Annotated in this window: 23 protein-coding genes; 12 read left to right on the top strand and 11 right to left on the bottom strand. The window is 70.7% G+C overall.

Annotation, left to right across the window (positions count from 1 at the left end):
• Positions 1–12: 12 nt before the first annotated feature.
• The gene (locus BR98_RS29095) at positions 13–843 is read left to right on the top strand and encodes a DUF3097 domain-containing protein (protein ID WP_035849306.1); all 831 of its coding nucleotides are present in this window, start codon (positions 13–15) and stop codon (positions 841–843) included.
• On the opposite strand, the gene BR98_RS29090 is transcribed toward BR98_RS29095, so the two are convergent.
• The 4 genes from BR98_RS29090 to BR98_RS29075 form a co-directional block, all read right to left on the bottom strand.
• Complete coding sequence (locus BR98_RS29090; RefSeq protein ID WP_035849304.1) at positions 824–1,525, bottom strand: hypothetical protein; 702 nt, start codon at positions 1,523–1,525, stop codon at positions 824–826. The genes BR98_RS29095 and BR98_RS29090 overlap by 20 nt on opposite strands.
• Positions 1,522–2,190, bottom strand: a complete 669-nt coding sequence (locus BR98_RS29085; RefSeq protein ID WP_083977100.1) for an RNA polymerase sigma factor — start codon at positions 2,188–2,190, stop codon at positions 1,522–1,524. Before BR98_RS29085 ends, BR98_RS29090 begins: the two co-directional genes overlap by 4 nt.
• A gap of 117 nt (positions 2,191–2,307) precedes the next feature.
• Positions 2,308–3,537, bottom strand: a complete 1,230-nt coding sequence (hemW, locus tag BR98_RS29080; protein ID WP_035849301.1) for a radical SAM family heme chaperone HemW — start codon at positions 3,535–3,537, stop codon at positions 2,308–2,310.
• Positions 3,538–3,606: 69 nt separating this feature from the next.
• Entirely contained in the window at positions 3,607–5,520 is a 1,914-nt protein-coding gene (locus BR98_RS29075; protein WP_035849299.1) for an AMP-dependent synthetase/ligase, read from the bottom strand.
• Positions 5,521–5,799: 279 nt separating this feature from the next.
• Here BR98_RS29075 and BR98_RS29070 point away from each other — a divergent pair, with 279 nt between their 5' ends.
• Complete coding sequence (locus BR98_RS29070) at positions 5,800–7,533, top strand: ABC transporter ATP-binding protein (protein WP_035849296.1); 1,734 nt, start codon at positions 5,800–5,802, stop codon at positions 7,531–7,533.
• Positions 7,530–9,500 (top strand): ABC transporter ATP-binding protein, encoded by a 1,971-nt coding sequence (locus BR98_RS29065; protein ID WP_035849293.1) that lies wholly within the window; start codon positions 7,530–7,532, stop codon positions 9,498–9,500. The genes BR98_RS29070 and BR98_RS29065 overlap by 4 nt, the downstream gene beginning before the upstream one ends.
• A gap of 75 nt (positions 9,501–9,575) precedes the next feature.
• On the opposite strand, the gene lepA is transcribed toward BR98_RS29065, so the two are convergent.
• Positions 9,576–11,447, bottom strand: coding sequence for a translation elongation factor 4 (lepA, locus tag BR98_RS29060; RefSeq protein WP_083977098.1), 1,872 nt, complete (start codon positions 11,445–11,447; stop codon positions 9,576–9,578).
• Between the two features lie 281 nt (positions 11,448–11,728).
• Between lepA and rpsT the strand changes: the two genes are divergently transcribed.
• Complete coding sequence (gene rpsT, locus BR98_RS29055) at positions 11,729–11,992, top strand: 30S ribosomal protein S20 (protein WP_035849287.1); 264 nt, start codon at positions 11,729–11,731, stop codon at positions 11,990–11,992.
• A 207-nt stretch (positions 11,993–12,199) separates the two neighbouring features.
• Positions 12,200–12,835 carry a hypothetical protein gene (locus BR98_RS29050; RefSeq protein WP_157537972.1) on the top strand — a complete coding sequence of 212 codons (636 nt, stop codon included), beginning with the start codon at positions 12,200–12,202 and terminating at the stop codon, positions 12,833–12,835.
• A 7-nt stretch (positions 12,836–12,842) separates the two neighbouring features.
• Here BR98_RS29050 and holA read toward each other — a convergent pair whose 3' ends face one another.
• The gene (holA, locus tag BR98_RS29045; RefSeq protein ID WP_035849282.1) at positions 12,843–13,838 is read right to left on the bottom strand and encodes a DNA polymerase III subunit delta; all 996 of its coding nucleotides are present in this window, start codon (positions 13,836–13,838) and stop codon (positions 12,843–12,845) included.
• A 40-nt stretch (positions 13,839–13,878) separates the two neighbouring features.
• Between holA and BR98_RS29040 the strand changes: the two genes are divergently transcribed.
• Complete coding sequence (locus BR98_RS29040) at positions 13,879–14,148, top strand: hypothetical protein (RefSeq protein WP_035849279.1); 270 nt, start codon at positions 13,879–13,881, stop codon at positions 14,146–14,148.
• A gap of 13 nt (positions 14,149–14,161) precedes the next feature.
• On the opposite strand, the gene BR98_RS29035 is transcribed toward BR98_RS29040, so the two are convergent.
• A complete protein-coding gene (locus BR98_RS29035; RefSeq protein WP_035849277.1) occupies positions 14,162–15,874 on the bottom strand; it encodes a flavin monoamine oxidase family protein in 1,713 nt (570 codons plus the stop codon).
• A 212-nt stretch (positions 15,875–16,086) separates the two neighbouring features.
• Here BR98_RS29035 and BR98_RS29030 point away from each other — a divergent pair, with 212 nt between their 5' ends.
• Complete coding sequence (locus BR98_RS29030; protein WP_051970321.1) at positions 16,087–17,214, top strand: glycoside hydrolase family 18 protein; 1,128 nt, start codon at positions 16,087–16,089, stop codon at positions 17,212–17,214.
• Between the two features lie 172 nt (positions 17,215–17,386).
• Here BR98_RS29030 and BR98_RS29025 read toward each other — a convergent pair whose 3' ends face one another.
• Positions 17,387–17,995, bottom strand: a complete 609-nt coding sequence (locus BR98_RS29025; RefSeq protein WP_035849274.1) for an antibiotic biosynthesis monooxygenase — start codon at positions 17,993–17,995, stop codon at positions 17,387–17,389.
• A 255-nt stretch (positions 17,996–18,250) separates the two neighbouring features.
• On the opposite strand from BR98_RS29025, the gene hemC reads away from it, so the two are divergent.
• Positions 18,251–19,186 carry a hydroxymethylbilane synthase gene (gene hemC, locus BR98_RS29020; RefSeq protein ID WP_035849271.1) on the top strand — a complete coding sequence of 312 codons (936 nt, stop codon included), beginning with the start codon at positions 18,251–18,253 and terminating at the stop codon, positions 19,184–19,186.
• A gap of 23 nt (positions 19,187–19,209) precedes the next feature.
• Here hemC and BR98_RS29015 read toward each other — a convergent pair whose 3' ends face one another.
• Positions 19,210–19,857 (bottom strand): hypothetical protein, encoded by a 648-nt coding sequence (locus BR98_RS29015; RefSeq protein WP_035849269.1) that lies wholly within the window; start codon positions 19,855–19,857, stop codon positions 19,210–19,212.
• Positions 19,858–19,907: 50 nt separating this feature from the next.
• On the bottom strand, positions 19,908–20,132 hold the full coding sequence (locus tag BR98_RS29010; protein WP_157537971.1) for a hypothetical protein: 225 nt from the start codon (positions 20,130–20,132) through the stop codon (positions 19,908–19,910).
• Positions 20,133–20,588: 456 nt separating this feature from the next.
• Between BR98_RS29010 and BR98_RS29005 the strand changes: the two genes are divergently transcribed.
• A complete protein-coding gene (locus tag BR98_RS29005; RefSeq protein WP_157537970.1) occupies positions 20,589–21,425 on the top strand; it encodes a helix-turn-helix domain-containing protein in 837 nt (278 codons plus the stop codon).
• Positions 21,415–21,621 carry a DUF397 domain-containing protein gene (locus BR98_RS29000; RefSeq protein WP_051970316.1) on the top strand — a complete coding sequence of 69 codons (207 nt, stop codon included), beginning with the start codon at positions 21,415–21,417 and terminating at the stop codon, positions 21,619–21,621. Before BR98_RS29005 ends, BR98_RS29000 begins: the two co-directional genes overlap by 11 nt.
• A gap of 59 nt (positions 21,622–21,680) precedes the next feature.
• Here BR98_RS29000 and BR98_RS28995 read toward each other — a convergent pair whose 3' ends face one another.
• Entirely contained in the window at positions 21,681–22,139 is a 459-nt protein-coding gene (locus BR98_RS28995; protein ID WP_035849264.1) for a GNAT family N-acetyltransferase, read from the bottom strand.
• Positions 22,140–22,453: 314 nt separating this feature from the next.
• Here BR98_RS28995 and BR98_RS28990 point away from each other — a divergent pair, with 314 nt between their 5' ends.
• On the top strand, positions 22,454–23,221 hold the full coding sequence (locus BR98_RS28990; protein ID WP_035849261.1) for an alpha/beta hydrolase family protein: 768 nt from the start codon (positions 22,454–22,456) through the stop codon (positions 23,219–23,221).
• Positions 23,222–23,423: 202 nt separating this feature from the next.
• Complete coding sequence (locus tag BR98_RS28985) at positions 23,424–24,458, top strand: hypothetical protein (protein ID WP_035849259.1); 1,035 nt, start codon at positions 23,424–23,426, stop codon at positions 24,456–24,458.
• Positions 24,459–24,460: the final 2 nt, after the last annotated feature.

The raw sequence follows: 24,460 nt of genomic DNA, 5'->3' as shown, positions 1-24,460 counted from the left end.
TATAGTTCCGTCATGCGCAGCACTCAGTACGGGCCGGACCTCACCCCGCCCTGGAAGCGTCAGCAGCCGGCACCGGAGGTGGCCGCCGAGCGGGACCTGGTGGTCGAGGAGGCCGCGACCGGCTTCTGCGGCGCGGTGGTGCGCTGCGAGAAGACGGCCGAGGGCCTGACCGTCACCCTGGAGGACCGGTTCGGCAAGCACCGGGTCTTCCCGCTGGCGCCGCGCGGTTTCCTGCTGGACGGCAAGGTGGTCACCCTGGTGCGGCCCACCGGCCCGGCCCCGGCCAAGGGCCCGGGTCGCACCGCCTCCGGCTCGGTGGCGGTCCCCGGCGCCCGGGCCCGGGTGGCCCGCGAGTCCCGGATCTACGTCGAGGGCCGGCACGACGCCGAACTGGTCGAGCGGGTCTGGGGCGACGACCTGCGGATCGAGGGCGTGGTGGTCGAGTACCTCGAGGGCATCGACGACCTGCCCGCGATCGTCGCCGACTTCGCCCCCGGCGAGGGCCGCCGACTCGGCGTCCTGGTCGACCACCTGCTCCCGGGCACCAAGGAGCACCGGATCGCGGCTCAGGTGACGGGTTCCTCGGTCCTCGTGGTCGGCCACCCCTTCATCGACATCTGGCAGGCCGTCAAGCCCAGCAGCGTGGGCGTCCCCGGCTGGCCCGACGTCCCCTTCGGCGAGGACTGGAAGCAGGGGATCTGCCGCCGCCTCGGCTGGCCGGTGGACACCCCGGCCGCCTGGAAGCGGATCCTCGCCTCGGTGAACTCCTACAAGGACCTGGAGCCGGCCCTGCTGGGGCGGGTGGAGGAGCTGATCGACTTCGTCACCCAGCCAGGGAGCTGACAGGGGTGGGGGTGGTGGGGACAGCAGTCGGCAGGTCGGTCTGCCGGCCCATGACCGTGCCGGTGTCCGTGAGGCTGAAGCAGGCGGGCACGGTCTCCACAACCCGGGTGGAGAAGAAGGCGCCGAGCAGTTTGCCGTTGTCGTAGAGGGTCTGGCTGAACAGCAGCAGGGTCGAGCCCGGCGGGATCTTCGCCGGATCGATCCGTACGGCACCGGGCGCGTCCCCCGGCTCGTGGTCGGTGACGGTGGCGGACGGCCCGGCGGGGATCCGGCTCTGGCAGGACTGGGCCTCGGCCTGGGACTCCTGCAGGCCGACCGCGTTGACACCCTCCTTTCGCAGCTGGTCGACCATGAGCTGGAGGCTGCCCGGCTGCCAGAGCTCCAGGAGCATCGTGCCGTCGGAGGAGCGGTTGACCGCGTACGCCGCCGAGCCGCCGTCCTGGGCACTCAGCATGCTCGGCAGGGCGACCGCAGCCACCGTCGCGGCGGCGACGCCCGCGACGGCCAGCGGCAAGCGGCGGTGTCGGAAGGCGGCATCCCAGCTGATCAGCGCGCGGCGGCGGGCGGGGAAGGCGTCGTGCCGGGTGCTGGTAGCGGCGGCGAGGGTGGCGAGCTCCTCGGCGAGGCGCCGCTCGAAGGCGCTGGTGGTGGGGGTGTGCGGCCTGTCGTCGGTGGCGTTCACGGGGCGACCTCCAGGAGGGAGTCCGAGCTGCTTGGGGTGGGGTAGGCGCGGCGGTGCGCGGCGGCGGTGGCGGTGGCGGGCGGTTGCTCGGCGCGCAGCAGGCGGCGGGCCCGGTGCAGGCGGACCCGCACGGTGGCCTGGCCGATGCCGAGCGCCTCGGCCGCCTCGGCCGGGGAGAGGCCGTCGATCGCGACGAGGTCGAGGACCGCCCGCAGCGGCTCGGAGAGGGCGGCATGACGGGCCATCAGCAGGCGGGCCGCGCGCTGGGCGTCGATCCGCTCCTCAAGCGCGAGGATGTCCTCCTCGCCGAGCAGCCGGCGCCCGCTGAGCCGGCCCAGGGCGCCGCGCTCGCGAGCGATGCCGCGGGCGTGGGCGTTGATCACGTTGCGGGCGATGCCGTAGAGCCAGGCGACCGGTTTGCCCTTCTCGGGCCGGAACCCGCCGGCCGCCTCCAACGCGGCGACGAAGATGTCCGCCGTCAGGTCCGCGGCCAGGTGCGGATCGGTCACCCGGCGGGTGACGAAGCCGAGGATGGCGTCGACATGCTCGCGATAGAAGGCCGTGAAGGCCTCCGGGGCGGTGAGGTCGGTGAGGTCGGGCGGTGGCGTGGGCGGGGCGGCTGACCCGCCGCCCGCCCACGAGGTGTCACGATGACGGCTGCGCACTGGGGCCTCGCTCCTGATCGGTGGGACCCTCCGCGGTCCCCTCACCCATACTTGGCCGATCGCCCCGAAAGCGTTTCATCCCCCGGCGACTGACGGTGGGTCAGCCGACCGGATCGATCAGTCCACCAGGTCACGCACCACCGCGTCCGCCAGCAGCCGCCCCCGCAGGGTCAGCGCGGCGCGGCCCTCGGCGAAGGGTTCGGCGGCCAGCAGGCCGTCGGCGAGGGCCTGCTCGGCGGCGCGCCGGCCGGTGGGCGTCAGCAGGTCCAGCGGGCAGCCGTCGACCAGGCGCAGTTCCAGCAGGATGCGCTCGACCCGGCGGTCCTCGGCGGCGAGCAGCTCGCGGCCCTGGGCGGGGGTGCGGCCCTCGGCGAGGGCCTGGGCGTAGGCGGCCGGGTGCTTGGCGTTCCACCAGCGGACGCCGCCGACGTGGCTGTGTGCGCCGGGGCCGGCGCCCCACCAGTCGGCGCCGGTCCAGTAGAGCTCGTTGTGCTTGCAGCGGCCGGCCTCGGTGGTGGCCCAGTTGGAGACCTCGTACCAGGAGTAGCCGGCCTGACTGAGCGCTTGCTCGGCGATCAGGTAGCGGTCGGCGTGCACGTCGTCGTCCACCATCGGCAGCTCGCCGCGCTTGATCCGGCCGGCCAGCCGGGTGCCCTCCTCGACGATCAGCGAGTAGGCGGAGACGTGGTCGGGGCCGGCGCCGATCGCGGCGTCCAGTGAGGCCCGCCAGTCCTCGTCGCTCTCCCCCGGGGTGCCGTAGATCAGGTCCAGGTTGACGTGCTCGAAGCCGGCCGCGCGGGCTTCCGAGACGCAGGCCTCCGGGCGGCCGGGGGTGTGGTGGCGGTCCAGCACCTTGAGCACGTGCGGGCGGGCGCTCTGCATGCCGAAGGAGATCCGGTTGAAGCCGCCCGCGCGCAGCTCGGCGAGGTAGGCGGGGGTGACCGACTCGGGGTTGGCCTCGGTGGTCACCTCGGCGTCGGCGGCCAGGCCGAACTCCTCGCGGATCGCCGCCAGCATGGCGACCAGGTCGCGGGCCGGCAGCAGGGTTGGCGTGCCGCCGCCGAGGAAGACGGTCCGCACCGGCAGGTCGACGGAGCCCAGCACCTTGCGGGCCAGCCGGATCTCGCCGACCAGGTTGGCGGCGTAGGTCTCCTGCGAGGCCACCGCGCCGGAGCTGCGCAGCTCGGTGGCGGTGTAGGTGTTGAAGTCGCAGTAGCCGCAGCGGCTGGCGCAGTACGGCACGTGCAGGTAGAAGCCGAACGGTCGGTCGCCCAGCCCCTCGAGGGCGTGGGCGGGCAGCGAACCGTCGGACGGCACGGGTTCGCCGTCGGGGAGTGCGGAGGGCATGGGGTCCATTGTCCGGTACGGCCGCGGTAAACCCGCAGCCGTACCGGACGAGGACCGGACCGATGTGACTCAGGCCTCGTTGGCCCCCGCGTACATCTCCTGGACCGCGTCGGCGTAGGTCTGCTCGACCACCGGGCGCTTGATCTTCAGGCTCGGGGTCAGCTCGCCGTGCTCGATGTCCAGGTCGCGCGGCAGCACGGTGAACTTCTTGATCGTCTGCCACCGCTGCAGCTCGCCGTTGAGGCGCTGCACGAAGCCGTTGATCAGGGTCCGCACCTCGGGCGAGGTGACCACCTCGGCGTAGCTCTTGCCGCTCAGGCCGCGGTCGGCCGCCCAGGGCATGATCACCGTCTCGTCCAGCGAGATCAGCGCGGTGCAGTAGTTGCGGCCGTTGCCGATCACCAGGATGTTGCTGACGAACGGGCAGATCGCCTTGAACTTGCCCTCCACCTCGCTGGGCGCGACGTACTTGCCGCCCGAGGTCTTGAACATGTCCTTCTTGCGGTCGGTGATCCGCAGGTAGCCGTCCTTGTCGAGCTCGCCGATGTCGCCGGTGTGGAACCAGCCGTCCGGCTCCAGCACCTCCTCGGTCTGCTCGGGCAGCTCGTGGTAGCCGCGCATCACGCCCGGGCCGCGCAGCAGGATCTCGCCGTCCTCGGCGATCCGCGCCTCGGTGCCCGGCAGCGGGAGGCCCACGGTGCCGACCCGGACGTCCTCGGTCGGGTTCACCGCGGAGCCGGCGCTGGTCTCGGTCAGGCCGTAGCCCTCCAGGACCGGCACCCCGGCGCCCAGGAAGAAGTAGCCGATCTCCGGGGCCAGCGCGGCGCTGCCGGAGACCGAGCCGCGCATCCGGCCGCCGAAGGCCGCCCGGATCTTGGCGTACACCAGCTTGTCGGCGATGGAGTGCTGCAGGCCGAGCACGAAGGGCACGCTCTCCTTGCCGGTGGCCACCCGGCTCTCCTGGGCGGCCCGCGCGTACTGCCGGGCCACCTTGGCGGCCCACAGGAAGATCTTGTACTTGGCGCCGCCCTCGGCTCTGGCCTTGCCCGCGATGCCGTTGTAGACCTTCTCGAAGATCCGCGGCGCGGAGGCCATGATGGTCGGCTTGACCACCGGCAGGTTGTGGATGATCCGGTCCACCCGGCCGTCCACCGCCATCACGTGGCCGGTGGCGATCTGGCCGGAGATCAGCGTCTTGCCGAAGACGTGGGACAGCGGCAGCCACATGAACTGGACGTCGTCCGGGCGGAGCAGGCCGCACTCGGCCTGGGCCACGCCCTCGTAGGCCCAGCAGTCGTGCACCAGGCGCACGCCCTTGGGGCGGCCGGTGGTGCCGGAGGTGTAGATCAGGGTGGCCAGCTGCTCGGGGTCCAGGGCCGCCACCGCCTGGTCGACGGCCTCCGGCTGCTCCTTGAGGTAGGCGGCGCCGCGCTCCTCGAGCTCGGCCAGGGTGAGCAGCTCCAGGCCGTCGGCGGCGGGCGGGTCGGCCGGGGCGTCGAAGAGGATCACCCGGGTGAGCTCGGGCAGCTGCTCGCGCTGGGCGACCACCTTGGCGAGCTGGCCGGCGTTCTCGGCGAAGACCGCCCGGCTGCCGGAGTTGGCCAGGATGAAGGCCGTCTCCTCGGCGTTGGTGCTCGGGTAGACGGTGGTGGTGGCCGCGCCGGCGCACATGTTGCCGAGGTCGGCGAGGATCCACTCGATCCGGGTGGAGGAGGCGATCGCCACCCGGTCCTCGGACCGGATGCCGAGCGCCATCAGGCCGGCTGCCACGTTCTTGACCCGCACCGCGGTCTGCGCCCAGGTGAGGGAGCGCCACTGCTCTGCGCCCGGGGCGCCGTCGGCCGCGTGCTCGTCGACCGGAACGGGGAACCGGTATGCCTCGGCGTCGGGTGTGGCCTCTACCCTGCTGAGGAACAGGTGCGCCACTGAGGCCGGACGCCCCGTGATCTTGTCGGAGCCGATGACGGACTGCGCTGAACTCAACGAGACCTCCGGGGGACCAGGTGGCCGAGGGTGGACGCCGAGCGGGGTGGGGGGTGGACCGCCCGACGGGCTTGTTAACTCGCGGGTAACAAGGCTGCCGACAGCCTAGGGCCAAGCAGGCGCTGATGTAAGGGGGCACGGGCGTCTGGCACCCCACCCCTGGTGTAGTGCAAAGGAGAGTACAACTCCGGCGGTCGGATCACGAGAGGGCCGTGTGGGGACCCGGTGGAGTACGAAAATGAGGGTGCGAATCCTCCCGTCGACAACGAGAGTGTCCGAGTGCTGATCCGACTTCTCAAGGCCCATCTTCGGCCCTACAGCAAACCCATCTCCGTGCTGGTGCTACTCCAGCTCATCGCGACCATCGGTGCTCTCTACCTGCCCACCCTGAACGCCGACATCATCGACGGCGGCGTGGTCAAGGGCGACACCGGCTACATCGTCGAAATCGGCGGCGTGATGATCGCCGTCACCTTCGCCCAGATCGTCTGCTCGATCGGCGCAACCTTCTTCGGCGCCCGCACCGCCATGGCGATGGGCCGCGACATCCGCGCCTCGGTCTTCGACCGGGTGCAGAAGTTCTCGGCCCGGGAGCTCGGCCAGTTCGGCGCGCCCTCGCTGATCACCCGCACCACCAATGACGTCCAGCAGGTGCAGATGCTGGTGCTGATGACCTTCACCCTGATGGTCATGGCGCCGATCATGTGCGTGGGCGGCATCGTCATGGCGCTCAACCAGGATGTGCCGCTCTCCAGCCTGCTGATCCTGCTGGTCCCGCTGCTCGGCGGGATCGTGGCGCTGCTGGTCCGCAAGCTGCGCCCGGCCTTCCGCAGCATGCAGGTCCGGATCGACGCGGTGAACCGGATCCTGCGCGAGCAGATCACCGGTATCCGGGTGATCCGCGCCTTCGTCAAGGACGGCCACGAGAAGCAGCGGTTCGGCGGTGCCAACGACGAGCTCACCGAGGTCTCGCTGCGCACCGCCCGGCTGATGGCCTTCATGTTCCCGGCCGTGATGGCCGTGGTGAACGTCTCCAGCGTGGCCGTGCTCTGGTTCGGCGCCCAGCGGATCGCGGACGGCGGGATGAAGATCGGCGCGCTGACCGCCTTCCTCTCCTACCTGATGCAGATCCTGATGAGCGTCATGATGGCCACCTTCATGTTCATGATGGTGCCGCGCGCCGAGGTCTGTGCCGAGCGCATCGTGGAGGTGCTCGACACCGACTCCAGCGTCGTGCCGCCCACCGCGCCGGTCACCGAGCTGCGCTCGCACGGCCACCTGGAGCTGCGCGGCGCGGAGTTCCGCTACCCCGGCGCCGAGGCCTCGGTGCTGCGCGGGATCGACCTGACGGCCCGTCCGGGCGAGACCACCGCCGTGATCGGCTCCACCGGCAGCGGCAAGACCACCCTGCTCGGCCTGATCCCCCGGCTCTTCGACGCCACCGACGGCCAGGTACTGGTCAACGGCGTGGACGTGCGCGAGATCGACCCGGTGCTGCTGGCCGAGACCGTCGGCCTGGTGCCCCAGCGGCCGTACCTCTTCTCCGGCACCATCGCCAGCAACCTGCGCTACGGCCGGCCGGACGCCACCGAGGCCGAACTCTGGGCGGCCCTGGAGACCGCGCAGGCCAGGGACTTCGTCGAGAAACTGGACGACGGCCTGGACGCCCAGGTCGCCCAGGGCGGCAGCAACTTCTCCGGTGGCCAGCGCCAGCGCCTGGCGATCGCCCGCACCCTGGTCCGCAAGCCGGAGATCTACCTCTTCGACGACTCCTTCTCGGCCCTGGACTACGCCACCGACGCCAAGCTGCGCGCCGCGCTCGGCCAGGAGACCGCCGAGGCCACCGTGCTGATCGTCGCCCAGCGGGTGAGCACCATCCGGGACGCCGACCGGATCATCGTGCTGGACGAGGGCGCCGTGGTCGGCACCGGAACCCACCACGAGCTGATGGCCGACAACCCGACGTACCGGGAGATCGTGCTCTCCCAGCTCACCGAGCAGGAGGCGGCGTGACCACCCCGCAGAAGTCCGCCCCGGAGAAATCAGGCTCTCAGGAGGCCGCAGCCCGGCGCGGGCCGGCCGGTCCGGGCCGCTTCATGGGCGGCCAGGGAGCCGAGAAGTCGATGGACTTCAAGGGCAGCGGCAAGCGGGTGCTCGGCCTGCTGCGCCCCGAACGGGCCACGCTCACCGGCATGCTGCTGCTCGGCGCGCTCAGCGTGGGTTGCGCGGTGGCCGGGCCGAAGCTGCTCGGCAACACCACCAACCTGATCTTCAAGGGCGCACTGGGCCTGGCCTTCCCCACCCAGCAGGCACTGGACAAGGCCGTCAGCGGCGGCGGCAAGCAGGCCGAACTGCTGCGCGCGCTGCACTTCACGCCCGGCCAGGGCATGGACTACGACGCCATCGGCCGCGGACTGCTCTGGGTGTTGGCGATCTACCTCGCCTCCGCCGTGTTCGGCATCGTGCAGGGCCGCCTGGCCGCCCGCGCGATCAACAGCACCGTCAACCGGCTGCGCGCCGACGTGGACGCCAAGCTGGCCCGGCTGCCGCTGAGCTACTTCGACAAGCAGCCGCGCGGCGAGGTGCTGAGCCGGGTCACCAACGACATCGACAACATCGGCCAGTCCATGCAGCAGAGCATGGGCCAGGTGGTGAACTCGCTGCTCACCATCCTCGGCGTGCTGGTCATGATGTTCTGGATCTCCTGGCTGCTGGCCCTGATCGCGCTGGTCTCGGTGCCGATCTCGGTGATGGTGGCGGCCCGGGTCGGCAAGCGGGCCCAGCCGCAGTTCGTCGCCCAGTGGCGGACCACCGGCAAGCTCAACGCGCACATCGAGGAGATGTACACCGGCCACACCCTGGTCAAGGTCTTCGGCCGGCAGCAGGAGTCCGCCGAGGTCTTCCGCAAGGAGAACGAGGCGCTCTACGCCTCCAGCTTCAAGGCGCAGTTCATCTCCGGGTTGATCCAGCCCGCGATGATGTTCGTCGGCAACCTCAACTACGTGGCGGTCGCCGTGGTCGGCGGTCTGCGGGTGGCCAGCGGCGCGCTGTCCATCGGTGACGTGCAGGCCTTCATCCAGTACTCGCGCCAGTTCAGCCAGCCGCTGACCCAGGTGGCCAGCATGGCCAACCTGGTGCAGTCCGGGGTGGCCTCGGCCGAGCGGGTCTTCGAGCTGCTGGACGCCGAGGAGCAGTCCGCCGAGCCGCAGCACCCCGAGCGCCCGGCCGAGCTGCGCGGGCTGGTCTCCTTCGAGGACGTGGCCTTCCGCTACGAGCCGGAGAAGCCGCTGATCTCGGACCTCTCGCTGAAGGTGGAGCCCGGCCAGACGGTCGCCATCGTCGGCCCCACCGGCGCCGGCAAGACCACCCTGGTCAACCTGCTGATGCGGTTCTACGAGGTGAGCGGCGGCCGGATCACCCTGGACGGGGTGGACATCGCGGCGATGTCGCGCGAGGAACTGCGCTCGGGCATCGGCATGGTGCTGCAGGACACCTGGCTGTTCGGCGGCAGCATCGCGGACAACATCGCCTACGGAGCCACCGGCGCCACCCGCGAGCAGGTGGTGGAGGCGGCGAAGGCGGCGCACGTGGACCGCTTCGTGCGCACCCTGCCCGAGGGCTACGACACGGTGATCGACGACGAGGGCACCGGGGTCAGCGCCGGCGAGAAGCAGCTGATCACCATCGCCCGGGCGTTCCTGGCCCAGCCCAGCATCCTGGTGCTGGACGAGGCGACCAGCTCGGTGGACACCCGCACCGAGGTGCTGATCCAGCGCGCGATGGCCCGGCTGCGCAGCGGCCGGACCAGCTTCGTCATCGCCCACCGGCTCTCCACCATCCGGGACGCGGACGTGATCCTGGTGATGGAGAACGGCGCGATCGTGGAGCAGGGCTCGCACGACGAGCTGATCGCCGCCGAGGGCGCCTACGCACGCCTCTACCAGGCGCAGTTCGCCCAGGCGGTGGCCGAGCAGGACTGAGCCGCGCATGACGAAGGCCGCCACCCTCGCGGGTGGCGGCCTTCGTCATGCGCGCCTACTTCTTGGCGTCCTTGCCTACTTCTTGGCGTCCTTGGGGGCGTCCGCGTCGGTCGACAGCGCGGCGATGAAGGCCTCCTGCGGGACCTCCACCCGGCCGACCATCTTCATCCGCTTCTTGCCCTCCTTCTGCTTCTCCAGCAGCTTGCGCTTTCGCGAGATGTCGCCGCCGTAGCACTTGGCGAGGACGTCCTTGCGGATCGCGCGGACCGTCTCACGGGCGATCACCCGCGAGCCGATGGCCGCCTGGATCGGCACCTCGAACTGCTGACGCGGGATCAGCTTCTGCAGCTTGCCGGCCATCATGACGCCGTAGTTGTAGGCCTTGTCCTTGTGCACGATGGCGGAGAAGGCGTCCACCGCGTCGCCGTGCAGCAGGATGTCGACCTTGACCAGCTGGGCGCTCTGCTCGCCGACCGGCTCGTAGTCGAAGGAGCCGTAGCCGCGGGTCTTGGACTTCAGCTGGTCGAAGAAGTCGAAGACGATCTCGGCCAGCGGCAGCGTGTAGCGCAGCTCGACCCGGTCCTCGGAGAGGTAGTCCATGCCCTGCAGGTTGCCGCGGCGGGCCTGGCAGAGCTCCATGATCGCGCCGACGAAGTCGTTGGGGGCCAGGATGGTGCCGCGCACCACGGGCTCGTAGACCTCGGCGATCTTGCCGGTCGGGAACTCGCTCGGGTTGGTGACGGTGTGCTCGGTGCCGTCCTCCATGACCACCCGGTAGATCACGTTCGGGGCGGTGGAGATCAGGTCGAGGTTGAACTCGCGCTCCAGCCGCTCCCGGATGATCTCCAGGTGGAGCAGGCCGAGGAAGCCGCAGCGGTAGCCGAAGCCGAGCGCGACCGAGGTCTCCGGCTCGTAGACCAGGGCGGCGTCGTTGAGCCGCAGCTTGTCCAGCGCGTCGCGCAGCAGCGGGTAGTCCGAGCCGTCCAGCGGGTAGAGGCCGGAGAAGACCATCGGGCGCGGGTCCTTGTAGCCGCCCAGCGCCTCGGTCGCACCCTTGTGCATCGAGGTGATGGTGTCGCCGACCTTGGACTGCCGGACGTCCTTCACACCGGTGATGATGTAGCCCACCTCGCCGACGCCGAGGCCCTCGGCGACCTTGGGCTCGGGCGAGATGACGCCGATCTCCAGCAGCTCGTGGGTGGCGCCGGTGGACATCATCGCGATCCGCTCGCGCTTGGTCAGCTGGCCGTCCACCACACGGACGTAGGTGACCACGCCGCGGTAGGAGTCGTAGACCGAGTCGAAGATCATCGCGCGGGCCGGGGCGTCCTTGACGCCGACCGGGGCGGGGATCTTGGCGACCACGTGGTCGAGCAGGTCGTCGACGCCGAGGCCGGTCTTGGCACTGACCTTGAGCACGTCCTCCGGCTCGCAGCCGATGATGTGCGCGAGCTCGGCCGCGTACTTCTCGGGCTGGGCGGCCGGCAGGTCGATCTTGTTCAGCACCGGGATGATCGTGAGGTCGTTCTCCAGGGCCAGGTAGAGGTTGGCCAGGGTCTGCGCCTCGATGCCCTGCGCGGCGTCCACCACCAGGATGGTGCCCTCGCAGGCGGCCAGGGAGCGGGACACCTCGTAGGTGAAGTCCACGTGGCCGGGCGTGTCGATCATGTTCAGGATGTGCGTGGTGCCGGTGTTGTCACCGGTCCGCGGCGCCCACGGGAGGCGGACCGCCTGCGACTTGATGGTGATGCCGCGCTCGCGCTCGATGTCCATCCGGTCGAGGTACTGGGCACGCATCTGCCGGGGGTCGACCACGCCGGTGATCTGCAGCATCCGGTCGGCGAGGGTCGACTTGCCGTGGTCGATGTGGGCGATGATGCAGAAGTTGCGGATCAGCGCCGGGTCGGTACGGCTGGGCTCTGGCACGTTCGTAGGGGTCGCGGGCACCTTGGTCCGATTCTCCGTAAAGTCCGGGGGCCGGACCCAGTGGTCCGATCTCGTCCGATGGTCCGATCTCGTCCGATCGAGGGGCCCTTGTACTCAGGTCTCGCATACCAGGGCCTGGTCCATCTTCCCACGCCCCCGACGCACTGTGCCGGTTTGGGTGGCGCGGGCGGGCCCTGGTAGCGTGGGGCGCTGCACCTCGCATCGGCATGCCCTCTCAGCTGGACCGGCGCGACGGTCGCATAACAGGCTCACCCGTTACAGACAAAGACTGAGGCTCCTTCGTGGCGAACATCAAGTCCCAGATCAAGCGCAACAAGACCAACGAGAAGGCGCGCCTGCGCAACAAGGCCGTCAAGTCCTCGCTGAAGACCGCGCTGCGCAAGGCCCGTGAGGCCGCTGCCGCCGGTGACACCGAGAAGGCCACCGTGCTGGCCCGCGAGGCCTCCAAGGCCCTCGACAAGGCCGTCAGCAAGGGCGTCATCCACAAGAACCAGGCCGCCAACAAGAAGTCGGCGATCACCAAGCAGGTTGCCACCGCCGCCTGAGCCTCGCGCTCGCGGTAGTCGCACAGCAGTACTCCTCGGGCGACTCCGGCCCTCTACCCGGACCTCCGAGGACGCACGAACCACGCATCGCACGCGGCCTGCGTTCGCCACGCGGGTGCGGTGCACAGCTCGACCGGCAGGCGCCGGGCAGTCCCCCAGCGGGACCGCCCGGCGCCTGCCGGCGTCTGCCCGGCTACTCTCGGGCACATGTCGTTTCAGGGGCGGGCGCGCTGGGGGTTCGTCGGGGCGGTGCTGGCCTCGGTGATCTGGACCGTGGCGGTGTGGACGGTGCCGCCGCTGGTCCGCACCGCCTCCGCGCCGCTGCCCACCGGCGGCTACCGGGTGGTGGCGGACCTGTGCGCCACGGCGCCGTTGAGCCGGTTCGGGCAGCTGTACCCGGTGGCGAGCGGCACGCCGTACCACTACACCACCAGGCACCGGGCGCTGGACGACATGTACTGCAGCGAGTCGCTCAAGCAGAGCGGCGGCTCCGGCTACGTGACCCTCTACCTGGAGGCGCAGCTGCACCACGCGGTCAGCCCGGTGCCCGAGTTCGAGGCCCAGCTGGCCGGCTTCCAGCAGCGGAACTTCCAGGTCAGCACGGTGCCGCAGCTGGGCGAGCAGGCCTTCGTCGCCTACCAGGACGACCAGAGCGGGGCGGACCACGGGCGGCACTACCTGACCCAGACGCTCTACGTCCGGGACGGGGCGCTCAGCTACTACCTGAACTGGTCGGGCTCGTACCAGGAGGGCAGCGGGAGCGCGCCGGACCGGGAGGCGATCCGGCAGGCGCTGGTGATCGACACCCGGGACCTGCTGCGAGCGCTCGGCGGGCGGGGCTGACGGATCGTCAGTACGGCCGGGCGCCGGACCGGGCGGCGCGGGCCACCGTGACCACGGCGCGCTCCAGCGCGTAGGCGGCGTCGTCCGAGCCGCCCTTGACGGCGGCGTCGGCCTGGGCGATCGCGGTCAGCGCGACGGCCACCCCGTCGCCGGTCCAGCCGCGCATCTGCTGACGGACCCGGTCCACCTTCCACGGCGGCATGCCCAGTTCGCGGGCCAGGTCGGCGGGGCGCATCGAGCGGTCGGCGGTGGCCAGCCGGCCGATGCTGCGGACTCCGGCGGCCAGCGCGTAGGTGATGCCGGTCGGCGGCTGGCCGACGGCGAGCGCCCAGCGCAGCCGCTCCAGCGCGTCGGCCGCCCGCCCGGTGACCGCGAAGTCGGCCACCTCGAAGCCGGTGGCCTCGGCGCGGCCGCTGTAGTAACGGGCCACCACGCGCTCGTCGATGGTGCCATCGACGTCGGAGGTGAGCTGGCTGGCGGCGGCGGCCAGCTCGCGCAGGTCGCCGCCGAGCGCGTCCAGCAGCGCCTGGCAGGCCTCCGGGCTGGCCGAGCGGCCGAGCGCCTTGAACTCGCCACGGACGAAGGCGATCCGCTCGCCCGCCTTGGTCAGCTTGGCGCAGGCCACCTCGCGGGCCCCGGCCTTGCGGGCCGCGTCCAGCAGGCCCTTGCCCTTGGCTCCCCCGGCGTGCACCAGGACCACGATCACCTCCTCGGCCGGCGCCTCCAGGTAGGCCTTGAGCTCCTTGACCGAATCGGCCGCGAGGTCCTGGGCCGCCCGGACCACGATCACCTTGCGCTCGGCGAAGAGCGAGGGGGTGGTCAACTCGGCCAGGCTGCCGGGCTGCAGGCCGCCCGGGGCCAGGTCGCGCACATCGGTGTCCGGGTCGGCCGCCCTCGCTGCCGCCACCACCTGGGCGACGGCACGGTCGAGCAGCAGCTCCTCCTGGCCGACCGCGAGGGTCAGCGGGGCGAGCAGGTCGTCGGGTGCACTCTTCCTGGCCATCGCGTACCAGCATCCCACGGGCTACCGACACAATGGTCCGATGAGTGATTCCGCCCTGCCCACCGGCCGCCAGCTCCTCGTCCTCGCCGACCGCGACACCGCCGAGGAGGTCGCGCAGACGCTGCTGGCACAGTGGCCGGCGCTCGGACCGTTCGAGCTGGTCCGGGACGCGCTGGCCGGCGAGGACGATGCCGAGGACGCCCAGTGGCTGGTGGTGCTGGAGGAGCCGGCCACCGGCTGGGAAGCCCCGCTGGTGGCGGCGGTGGACGCCCTGGTGGCCGAGCACGAGGGGTGGCGCGAGGACGGCTGAGCTCGTCGTGCCGCTATCCGCCGATCGCGGTGAGCACCTCCTGGGCGGCCCGGGCGCCCTGCGAGGCGCCGCCCTCCATGTAGCCCTGGAAGTCGTACGAGGTGTGCTCGCCCGCGAAGTGCAGGTTGCCCTGGGCGGTGCCCTCGTAGCCGGCGTAGGTGGTGAGGTAGCCGGTCGGCCAGTAGGAGTAGGCGCCGTAGGAGTACGGGTTGAGGTGCCAGGCGGAGAGCGTGGCGCGACCGTTCCACAGCGCCTTGGTGCCGGGCCAGAGCTGGTCGATCTGGGTCAGGTAGCGGCCCGCGAGCGCACTCGTGTAGGGGGTGCTCGCGTCGGTGAAGGGGGCCGGCGGGGTCAGGCCGCGGGCCTGGGTGCCGCCGCCGTACTGGACCAGGATGCCGTCGCTGCCGGCCTGGCCGCGGGTGACGTCCCAGGCCTGCTGGAAGCTCTGGTCGCTGAAGCACTCGCCGTTGGAACTGCCCGGCCAGGGGCCGGTGCCGGTCCACGGGCGGCCGCTGAACTGCATGTTGAGCTTGGTGCAGGCGCCCATCGTCATGTTCGTGAGGACCCCGCGCATCATGGTGTCCAGGCTCGCGCCGGAGAAGTCGATGTGCTGCTGCAGGATCGGCAGCGGCACCGCCAGGATGGTGTGGTCGGCGGTGACGGTGCGGGTGCCGCCGCCGTCCAGGTCGAAGGCGAGGGTCTGGGTGCCGTCGGCGTTGCGGGTGACGGCGGTGAGCGTCCACCCCTGCTGGACGGTGCCGGCCGGCAGCGCGGCGGCGATCGCGTGCGGGACCTGGTCGTTGCCGCCGGTGATGTGGTACCGCTCGTCCGAGCCGCCCCAGATGTTGAAACTGCCCGGGTTGGCCTGCCAACTGAGCAGGCAGAGCAGCGCGTAGCTGGACTGCGCGGTGGTGTCGGCGCCGTACTCGACGTTGTAGGCGACATCCAGGAAGGACCCGAGCTTGCTCGCGTAGCCGCCGGGGACCCGGGAGTTGATCCAGTCCCGGACGGTCAGGTTGTCCAGCGTGACGGCGGCCGCGTTGTGGTTGTTCCAGCTGGGCGAGGAACCGCCGGCCTGGATGTCGGACTTGATCGACTGCCAGACCGGCTTGAAGTCGATGTCCGCCTGGGAGCGCGGGTAGTAGCCGCCCTGGAACCAGAGGGTCTGGTCGGCCTGGGAGCCGTAGACGTGCCGAACCGCGGTGGTGGACAGGCCGAAGCGCTGACAGAGCTGGAGCATCGTGTGGTGGCCGGTGTCGAGCAGCTCGCCGCCGTACTCGGAGACCTGGCCCTGCTCCCACAGGCCCGGGTGCCAGGTACCGCCGCCGGAGAACATCCGGCCGCCGATCCGGGACGGGTTGGCCTCGTAGACGGTCGAGGCGATGCCCTTGTCGGCCAGGGTGAGCGCGGCGTTGAGGCCGGAGATGCCGGCGCCGATGATGGCGATCCGCGGGGTCGGGCCGGCGCCCTTCGGTGTCACAGCCTTCGCGGTCACCGCACCGGTCGCGGCCCGGGCCGAGCGGGCGCCGCCGAGACCGACACCCGCCACCGCCAGACCGAGCGCGGCGGCCCGCCCGAGCAGCGCGCGACGTGACGGGCCGTCGGGTTCGGCCACCGCCTCGTCGCGCAGGCCGCGGTACTCGTCGGCGGGCATCCGCAGCCGGGCGGCGGTGGCGTGGTCGGTGGCCAGCTCGCGAAGGTGGCGAGCGAGAGGTGAACGGGCCATGGCGAGGTCCCTTCGACGGCGTGAAGTTGGGGGGCGCGCGGCGTGGCCAGTGTGCTGGCGATCCGGCCCTGCCGGCGACGGGCAGGGTGTAGCCGGAGCTGCAACCGGCTTGGCAGAGTGTCGCCTTGAGTGGTGTGGACCATTGACAGCGACAGGCCGGGGCCGCACGCTGTGGCGTGCCCGGGGACCCTGCTGCCGATCAGGAGGCGTTCATGCATGCGTCCCCCGCACGACTCCGCCCGTTCAGCTCCTTCGTCGCGACAGCCGGTCTGCTGCTCGCCGCACTCACCGGCACCGCCGCCGCACCGTCCGCCGCCGCGGCCGCGGCCGCGGCCGCGGTGACACCGATCCAGGTCTACGGCGCCTGGCACTGCAGCAACGACGCCTGCCTGTGGGGCAGCGTGCGCGACATGGCCGACTTCGACCACGACAACCACTGGCTGATCGACCGCGGCGACGGCCGACCCTCCGTCAACCTGGTCGTGCTCAGCTTCGTCAACCCGCTGCGCCTGCTCAACGGCACGACGGACAGCCAGAACGCCGACGGCGTGCCGCTCGGCATGACCTCCACCGTGGTCGACTACTTCACCAGCCACGGGATCCGGGTGATGCTCTCGATCGGCGGCATCACCTACACCGGTGACTGGGACACCGCGCTCGGCCAGAACCCGACCCTGCTCGGCCAGCGGGCCGCAGCGCTGGCGACCAGGCTCGGGGTGGGCGTCGAAATCGACTACGAGAACAGCTCCAGCCCCAACCTTACCGGCCTGCAGTCCTTCGTCACCGCCTACCGCGCCGCCCACCCGTACGACGCGAGCGGCGCCGACCCGACCGCGCGGTTCACCATCGACGTGGCCGCCGGGGACCGCTGGCTGATCGGCCTCGACCAGTACGCCACCGCGAACTGGCTGACCACCGCCGCGCCGGTGCTCGACTACGCCAACGCCATGGTGCCCAGCAAGCAGCCCAGCACCAGCACCGCCGAGTCCAACTGGCAGGAACACCTGACCGGCAAGAGCAACTACAGCCCGCCGATCCCGCCACTGGCACCCGCCAAGTTCACCGGCAGCCTCTACATCGCCGAGGGGTCCTCGGTCCGACCGGAGTGCACCAACTTCTCGAGCTCGCTGCAGAACTCGACCGGCAGCTGGGTGCAGTCCGCCGCGCCGGCCGGGGCGGGGAGCACGCCCGGGCTGCTCGGCTACATGTTCTGGGCCGCCGAGAAGCCCTCGACCCGGGGCGTCACCACCGACCCGCCGAACACCTGTGAGGGCGGGGTCGGCGCGGGTGCGACCACGTATTCGGTGCCGGTGCCGATGCCCGCACTACGGCAGGGCTGAGACCGCATTGCTGCCGAACGGGCTGGTGGCCACCCGTCCGGGAGCAGCGCTGGCCGCCTCGGACACGTTGCGGGTCACCTTGCACGGCCGTGGCGGCCACGGTTCCAGCCCGCACTCGGCACTCGACCCGGTCCCGGTCCGGTGCGAGACGGCGCTGTGCTGCTTGATCAGGTCAGCCCGAGGTCATGAACGCCACGTCGAACTCCTCGAGGCTGCGCAGGGTGAAACGCGCCTTCGCGATCGCTTCGCCGCGTGCCTGCGACTGCGCGGCCCGGGACGCCGCGAGGGTGTTCCGGTCCGTGTAGACCACGCCCACCGTGGCCCGCCCCTTGGCCCGGTCGATGAAGAGCGAGGACCCGAGGAACCCCGGGATCGCCTGGAACCTGGGGAGCGCCGTGCTGCGGAAGGTCTCCACCAGCAGGTCGGCGTCCGAGGGGTCGAACTCGAGCCGGCCCATCCGGAAGCCGGCGCCCGGCTGGGGCAACGTGGCCGGGCGCACCGCGACGGCCGCCTCCCAGTTGTCCAGGGCGAAGGTGGTCACGTACGGCTTGAACAGCGCCGCGCGCTCCTCTCGGATTGCATCGTCACTGGCCTGCCGGGCCTGCTCGGTCTCCCACCACGACCCCACCAGCAGCTTCCCGAGCTCGCGGTCGACGAAGACGGAGAGCCCGAGGAAGCCCGGCTGACCACTGAGCAACCGCGGCCCCTCGGTCCTGAGCGCCTCGACGGCGCCGTCCATCTTGGCCGGATCACCGGTCGCGTAAATCGTCCGCGTGTACATGGCTGCCTCTCCTGCTTCGCCCTGCCGGGCTGTGTCGGGGTCGAGCGGTATCGGGCGAGCTCCGAACGGCTCGCTGCCCATACCCATGCGACGGTCCGAGCCCGCCCGCGGCAACGCGACCGGGGCGTTCGAGTGAGACGGCGAGCCGACTTCCGGCAGGGCATACCGACCACTTGTCGGAATGGTCGGCCACTGCTCGGGAGTACCCTGGGCTGACCCACCGTCAGCTACCGTCAGCTCTGAGAGTCGGTCACCGTGGCTACCTTCCTCGTCGGCTCCCGCGCGAGCGCCCTGGCGAAGACGCAGGTTCGGGAGTTCCTCGCCCCGCTGCGCGAGCGCTTCCCCGGTACGACCTTCACCCACCGGGTCATCCTGGAGGGCGGCGACCGGGACCGCCTGTCGCCGCTGTCCAGCGTGAGCGCGGTCAGCGGTGGCAGCGCGTTCTCGTCCGAGCAGGAGGCGGCACTGACTCGGGGCGAGGTCGACCTCGTCGTGCACTCCCTGAAGGACCTGCCGACCGCCAACCCGGACGGGCTGATCCTGCTGCCGCCGCCGGGCCGCGAGGACGTCCGGGACGCGCTGTGCGGGTCGACGCTGGCCGGGCTTCGACACGGCGCCCGGGTGGGCACGGGGGCAGCCCGCCGGGTCGCCCAGCTGCTGGCCGCGAGACCCGATCTCGAGGTGGTGCCGATCCGGGGCAACGTCCCCACCCGGCTCCAGAAGCTCCGGACGATGCGGCTGGACGCCGTCGTCCTCGCCGTCGCCGGCCTGCACCGGCTCGGCCGCCAGGACGAGATCACCGAGATCCTGCCGCTCGACCTGTTCCCGCCCAGCCCCGGCCAGGGCGCGCTCGGGATTCAGGTCCGCGCGGACAACCTGGCCATCCGCGAGGTGCTGTCCACGGTCGGAGACCATGCCGTCGACGCCCAGGTTCGGGCGGAGCGTGCACTGCTCGCCGAGCTGCACGGCGGCTGCAGCGTCCCCGTGGGCGCCTACGCCGAGACCCTGCCGAACGGGTCACTCGCGCTGTTCGCCCAGGTCACGTCCCTCGACGGGCGACAGCGGGTAACCGGCCGGCGGTCCGGCCCGGCCGCCGAGCCGGAGCGGCTGGGCGCGGCCCTGGCCGAGGAACTGGTCGACCTGGGCGCGCGCGCCATCCTCGACGGGATCCGGCCCACCGCTTCGGTCTAGGCCTGCGCGCTCCGCGGCACCGGCTAGCGTGGATCGGGCCGGTCCACGTTGAAATGTCTGACCACCGACGGCTGCCAGACCCCGCCTTCGAGGCGCAGGACGAACTGGCTGATCACCCGCTGTCCGCCCTCGTAGTCGCTGTAGAGCACGTCGAGCATGAGCGAGTCGCCCGCGCTGATCGCAGCCGCCGTCGCCGCGTACTGCTCGGCCGTCGGATCCCGGAAGGCTCCCTGCCAGAATCCGTGGTCGCCCGGCGCCACGAAGATGTCCTTGACATGGGCCGTGAACGCCTCCAGCGGAGGGTGGGTCCGCTCGATCCGCTCGCCCACCGACATGTACCAACTGTGGAGTATCGCCAGCCCGGTGCCGACGTTCCGGACCGCGAGCGCCATGTACAGGATGCCCTCGGTCACCTCGACTGCGGCCCCACCACCGGGGAGCAGCAGGCTCTTCCCTTCCGCGAACTCGATCCGCTGCTCAGGGTCCTGCGCTCGGGAGGTCACCAGCAGGGGGCGCTGTGCCGACAGCAGCGACCGCTCCGCGATGCGGGTGGCCCCCTCCGCGCTCCGGGCGGCCCGGTTCGCCGAGTGGACGGACGCGAAGGTCGCCACGGCCAGCACCAGGGTGGCCCCGGCAGTCGCCAGCGAGGAGATCGTCGCCCAGTCCGTCACTCATCGCAGCCTAATCCTGGCACCACGCAGCCGCGCGTCACGCGGTCCGGTCACATGGCCCAGGAGTCGCCGTCGAGCCTGGCGATGTCGATGGACTCCTCCCTGGTGGCGGGCCGAACCCCGGTGACCGGCACCGACCAGGTGTGACCCGAACCCGGCATCCTGAGGATCAGCCACGGCACGTCAGGATCGGCGCAGTGCACGATCCCCAGCGCGCAGCTGGCGCTGTCGACCACATGGGCACGGATCGACGGGCGCGGCATGGCTGTACTCATGAGCGCCCGCTCCCGATCGCGCTGCCGCTGCGCGTGCCCCGGTGGCGCGGACACTGACACGGTGGCCACTCCCCACCGATCCGCCCCCGGTACGGCACATCCATGCGGACCGTGACGCGGGAGGTGGTGCGCTGCCGACCATGCGGGGTGAAGTAGTAGACCCGGATCGTCATGACACTCTTGCGTCTCCTCATGACACCTCAATTTGCCTTGCATAGCGGACAGTTGTGCCAGCGCAATGGGCAGGGCCTCGTTCGCACCGGAAGTGGGAGGAGGCGAAAGCCCAAGCTGTTCAAGGGCCCTGCCCATGCGGCCGGCGGCCAGCCCGGCCGTCTCACGGGACGGTTCATTGCGCTGCTCTCTGTAGTGGATCCACTACCAAGGATCGGCAGGAGGGCCTACGCTCGGAAGGGGTTGAACGTTGACGCTTCTCGCAAGTGAAAGGTCCCAGTGATCATGAACGGCAAGGAAGTTGACCCAGCATCATCGCCACTTGCCCGTTTTGGCGCGGAACTCCGCAGGTCACGGCGGGCGAAAGGCTGGTCGCAGGTTGCGACCGCCGAGCGCATGGGCTACTCGAACACGCTTGTGTCGTACCTCGAACGAGGGAAGCGTCCTCCAACAAAAAACTTCGCAGTTAAAGCCGACGAGGTGTTCGAGACGGGCGGCACCTTCTACGAGCTGTGGCGAAGGTACTCGCGCGCAGCGCTACTTGAGGGCTTTGAGGAGTTCGCTGACTGCGAGGCGCGATGCCGAAAACTACAGACCTTTGAACTGGTGGTGATCCCAGGGCTGTTGCAGATCCCCGCCTACGCCGATGCGCTCGCTGCGGCAGCTGTGATGCGAGGGAGCATCACCCAGGATCAGGCAGACGAGCGCGCGACCTTCCTTGCGAATCGCCAGCGCATGCTGACACAGAAGGTCAGGCCAACAGTGCACGCGGTCATCGATGAGGGCTGTCTGCTTCGCCCCATCGGTGGAGCGAAGGTGATGGTCCGCCAGCTCCTGCACCTGGAGGATCTGGCAGTTCAGCCCAACATCACCATCCAAATTGCACAGTTCAGCCTGGCGGAGCACCGACCGTTCGCGCACCCCATCACGCTGCTGACCCTCCCTGATCACAGCGTCGTCGCTTACACCGAATCGCAGCAGCGCGGCTACCTTGAGCGCAGCCGCGACGCCGTCAGTGCCTGGGACAGGGACTACGATCAGTTGCAGGTGGAGTCGCTGCCGAAGATGGCTTCCCTGCGGCTGATTCGCGAGGCTCGGAAGGAACTTGAACGTGAGTGTTGAACTGAGCGGCGCCCAGTGGCGCAAGAGCACTTACAGCGAGAACGGGGGACAGTGCGTCGAGGTCTCCGCCAGCTTCCCCACAACCGTGCCGGTCCGTGACTCCAAGGACCCCGAGGGCCCCGCACTGGCCTTCACCTCCACCGCCTTCGCGGCCTTCATCGCCGGCGTCAAGGCGGGCGACTTCAGCGGCTCCTGACTCCTCATCACTTCCCGGGACCCCGCCCCTGATCCGCCGGAGCGGGGTCCCGTCATGTTCTACGCACCTGGCTGTCGCACCATGTAGACGTCGACCGGGTCCTGGTCCTCCACGGTGAACCCGTGGCGCTCGTACAGCCGCCGGGCGGCGCTGCCCTGCAGGACGTTGAGGCGCACGGGCACGCCGTCGGAATCGATCTGCTTCAACAGTGTTCGCAGGACAGCCGATCCAAGCCCCCGGCCCTGCAGCTCCGGGTCGAGGTAGAAGTGCTCCAGCCACATCCCGTCCTCGGCCGGGCGCACGGTGACACAGCCCGCGAAGGCGCCGTCGGCCACGATGACCGACGTGTACTGCGCGGAGAACGCATCCCGCAGCCGCTGCCGGACCCGATGCTCGTCGTAGCGGCCCAACCGCTCCAGGTCCGGGCGCATCACGACAGCCCGCAGCTCCGCGATCGGCTCGACGTCGGCCGGCTCTGCGGAACGCAGCGCCCATTCCACCCTCGTACTCGTGTTCATGGCCGAATTATCTCAACGGCAACACCAGCAACAACGGCGGCAACTGCCTCGAGGTGGCCCCGAACTGCCCCGTCACCGCGTTCGCCGCGTTCGTCACCGGCGTCAAGGCAGGCGTCTTCGGAGCCCTCTGAAAAACGGTTGAACGGATGATCATCGGGCTGCTAGCTTTCAGTCGACCGCGACACAGTCCGAGGAGGTGAGACCCATGAACGCTGTATCCACGTGGGTGCTCCCCCTCTCGTCACGGTCGGGCGATTGACGCAGGTCTCGCCGGGAGCGCCTCGACAACCAGGCACTCCCGAAAGGCAACACCTATGTCCTCTCTTCAGTTCACCGCCGAGTCGTCCTCGAACGGCGTGACCGAGCGCGACTTCACCGTGGGCGACGTCCCCGGAGTCCTCTGGTCGCCGGCCTCCGATGCAGCCGATCGCGCTCCCCTGATCCTGATGGCCCACGGCGGCGGCAACCACAAGAAGCACCCGGCGATGTCCGGCCGCGCCAAGCTCCTGGTAACCGGCTGCGGCTTCCACGTCGCCGTCATCGACGCGCCCGGTCACGGCGACCGGCCGCGTACGGCGCACGACGAGGCGGAGATCGCCGAGCTGTACCGGGCGCGGGCGGCGGGCGAGCCGGAAGGCCCGATCGTCGTGCGCTACAACGACCACCTGGCCGAGCTCGCCGTGCCCGAGTACCAGGCGACCCTGGACGCCCTCCAGGAACTCCCGGAGATCGGCACCGACGGGCTGGTCGGCTTCTGGGGCATCAACATGGGCACCGCGATCGGCCTGCCGTTCGTGGCGATCGAACCCCGGATCACCGCCGCGGTCTTCGGTCAGCACTGGCCCGACACCCTGGCCGAGAAGGCGAAGCAGATCACCATCCCGATCGAGTTCGACCTGCAGTGGGACGACGAGCACATCTCGCGCGAGGAGGGCCTCGCGCTGTTCGACGCCTTCGCCTCGAAGGAGAAGTCGCTGCACGTGAACTCCGGCAAGCACAAGGAGCTGCCCCGGTTCGAGGCCGACAGCGCGGTCCGGTTCTTCGCCCGCCACTTCGGCCGAGCGGCCAACCGGCCGGCCTGACATGAGCTGGTTGCGGCGTCCGGCGTTGCCGGCCGGACGCCGCAAACCGCGGGCCCGAATCGAGGCTGCCCAGCCGGCCGATGGACGTGCTGATGGATCCGCGCAGTCGGGGCCCCGCCATGGAGGTACCTGACTGCGCCCAGGGCTGTCGGCGGCGGCTCCTAGACTGCGGCGCGCGAACGCAAGCGAAGGAGCAGCAGCAATGGATCGACTCACCGGCCGTGGCATCCTCGCCCTGCAGCGGGCTGTGCGCGAGGCGGCCACACCCTGGGCCGAACTGACGGCGGCGGTACGGGCCCTGGGTCAGGCCGGCGAGGCGGAGCAGGAGCACGCGACGCGGTCCGTGCTCGGCCGCGAGTTCCCCCTGTCGCTCGCGGAGCAGCTCGCCGAGTCGATGGCGGACTACGCGGGCCGGCACCGTGCCGCGCTGGCCGAGCGCCTGCGCGGGCCGGCGGGGGCGGCGGGGGCTTTCGACGAGGACCGGATCTGGGCCGCGGAGGCGATCGCCGCACTCGGGCCCGAGTACCGGGGCGAGGCGGTGGCCGCACTGCGCGGCGCGATAGCCGACCCGCAGTTCGGCCAGTCGGCTCCGGCTCGCGCGGTCCAACTGCGTTGGATGGCCGCGGTGGCCCTGGCCCAACTCGATCCGGAACTGCGCGACGAGGCGGCGGCCGTGGTTCGTGGCGAGGACCTGGCCAACGATGGCTGGGAGAACGAGCTGGCCCGCGCCGAGCACCTGCATGACATCGGCGGTGCGTACGCCGATGAGGCCGTCCGGATGCTGCTGGCCCTGCGCGAAGGGGTGGACGAGGAGTTCGCCGTCGATGTGGACGAGGCGCTCGACCGGATCACCGGGGGTTCGCCGGCCGAGCCCGGGTCCAGCACGGCCGGCGAGCTCTCCGCCGAGGATTCCGCGGCCCAGCTGCGCGCCAAGCTCGCGTCGGACAAGACGGAGCGGGAGCCCGGCACCGTCTTCGTTGCGCTCTCGGACGCGGCCGAGGTCACCATGTGGGAGTCCGTGCGGTCCGTCGAGTGGGGCTCGATCACGGCCACCCGCAAGGAACTGGGCCTGACGCCCCGACTCGGCGAGCCCAGCCCGGACCAGACGGCCACGAGCGAGGACTATGTCATCGAGCTCAACCCGAAGCAGCGCCACCACCGGCCGCTGACCCTGCGCTACCGCTATCACCCGGAGTTGAACGCGATCCTGGTGCTCACCGTGCAGCTCAACGCCTGAGT

Source organism: Kitasatospora azatica KCTC 9699, assembly GCF_000744785.1.
In the GTDB taxonomy this organism is placed as follows: Bacteria; Actinomycetota; Actinomycetes; order Streptomycetales; family Streptomycetaceae; genus Kitasatospora; species Kitasatospora azatica.
The sequence above is the reverse complement of the archived record's forward strand: the minus strand, read 5'-3'. Positions and strand labels throughout refer to the sequence as shown.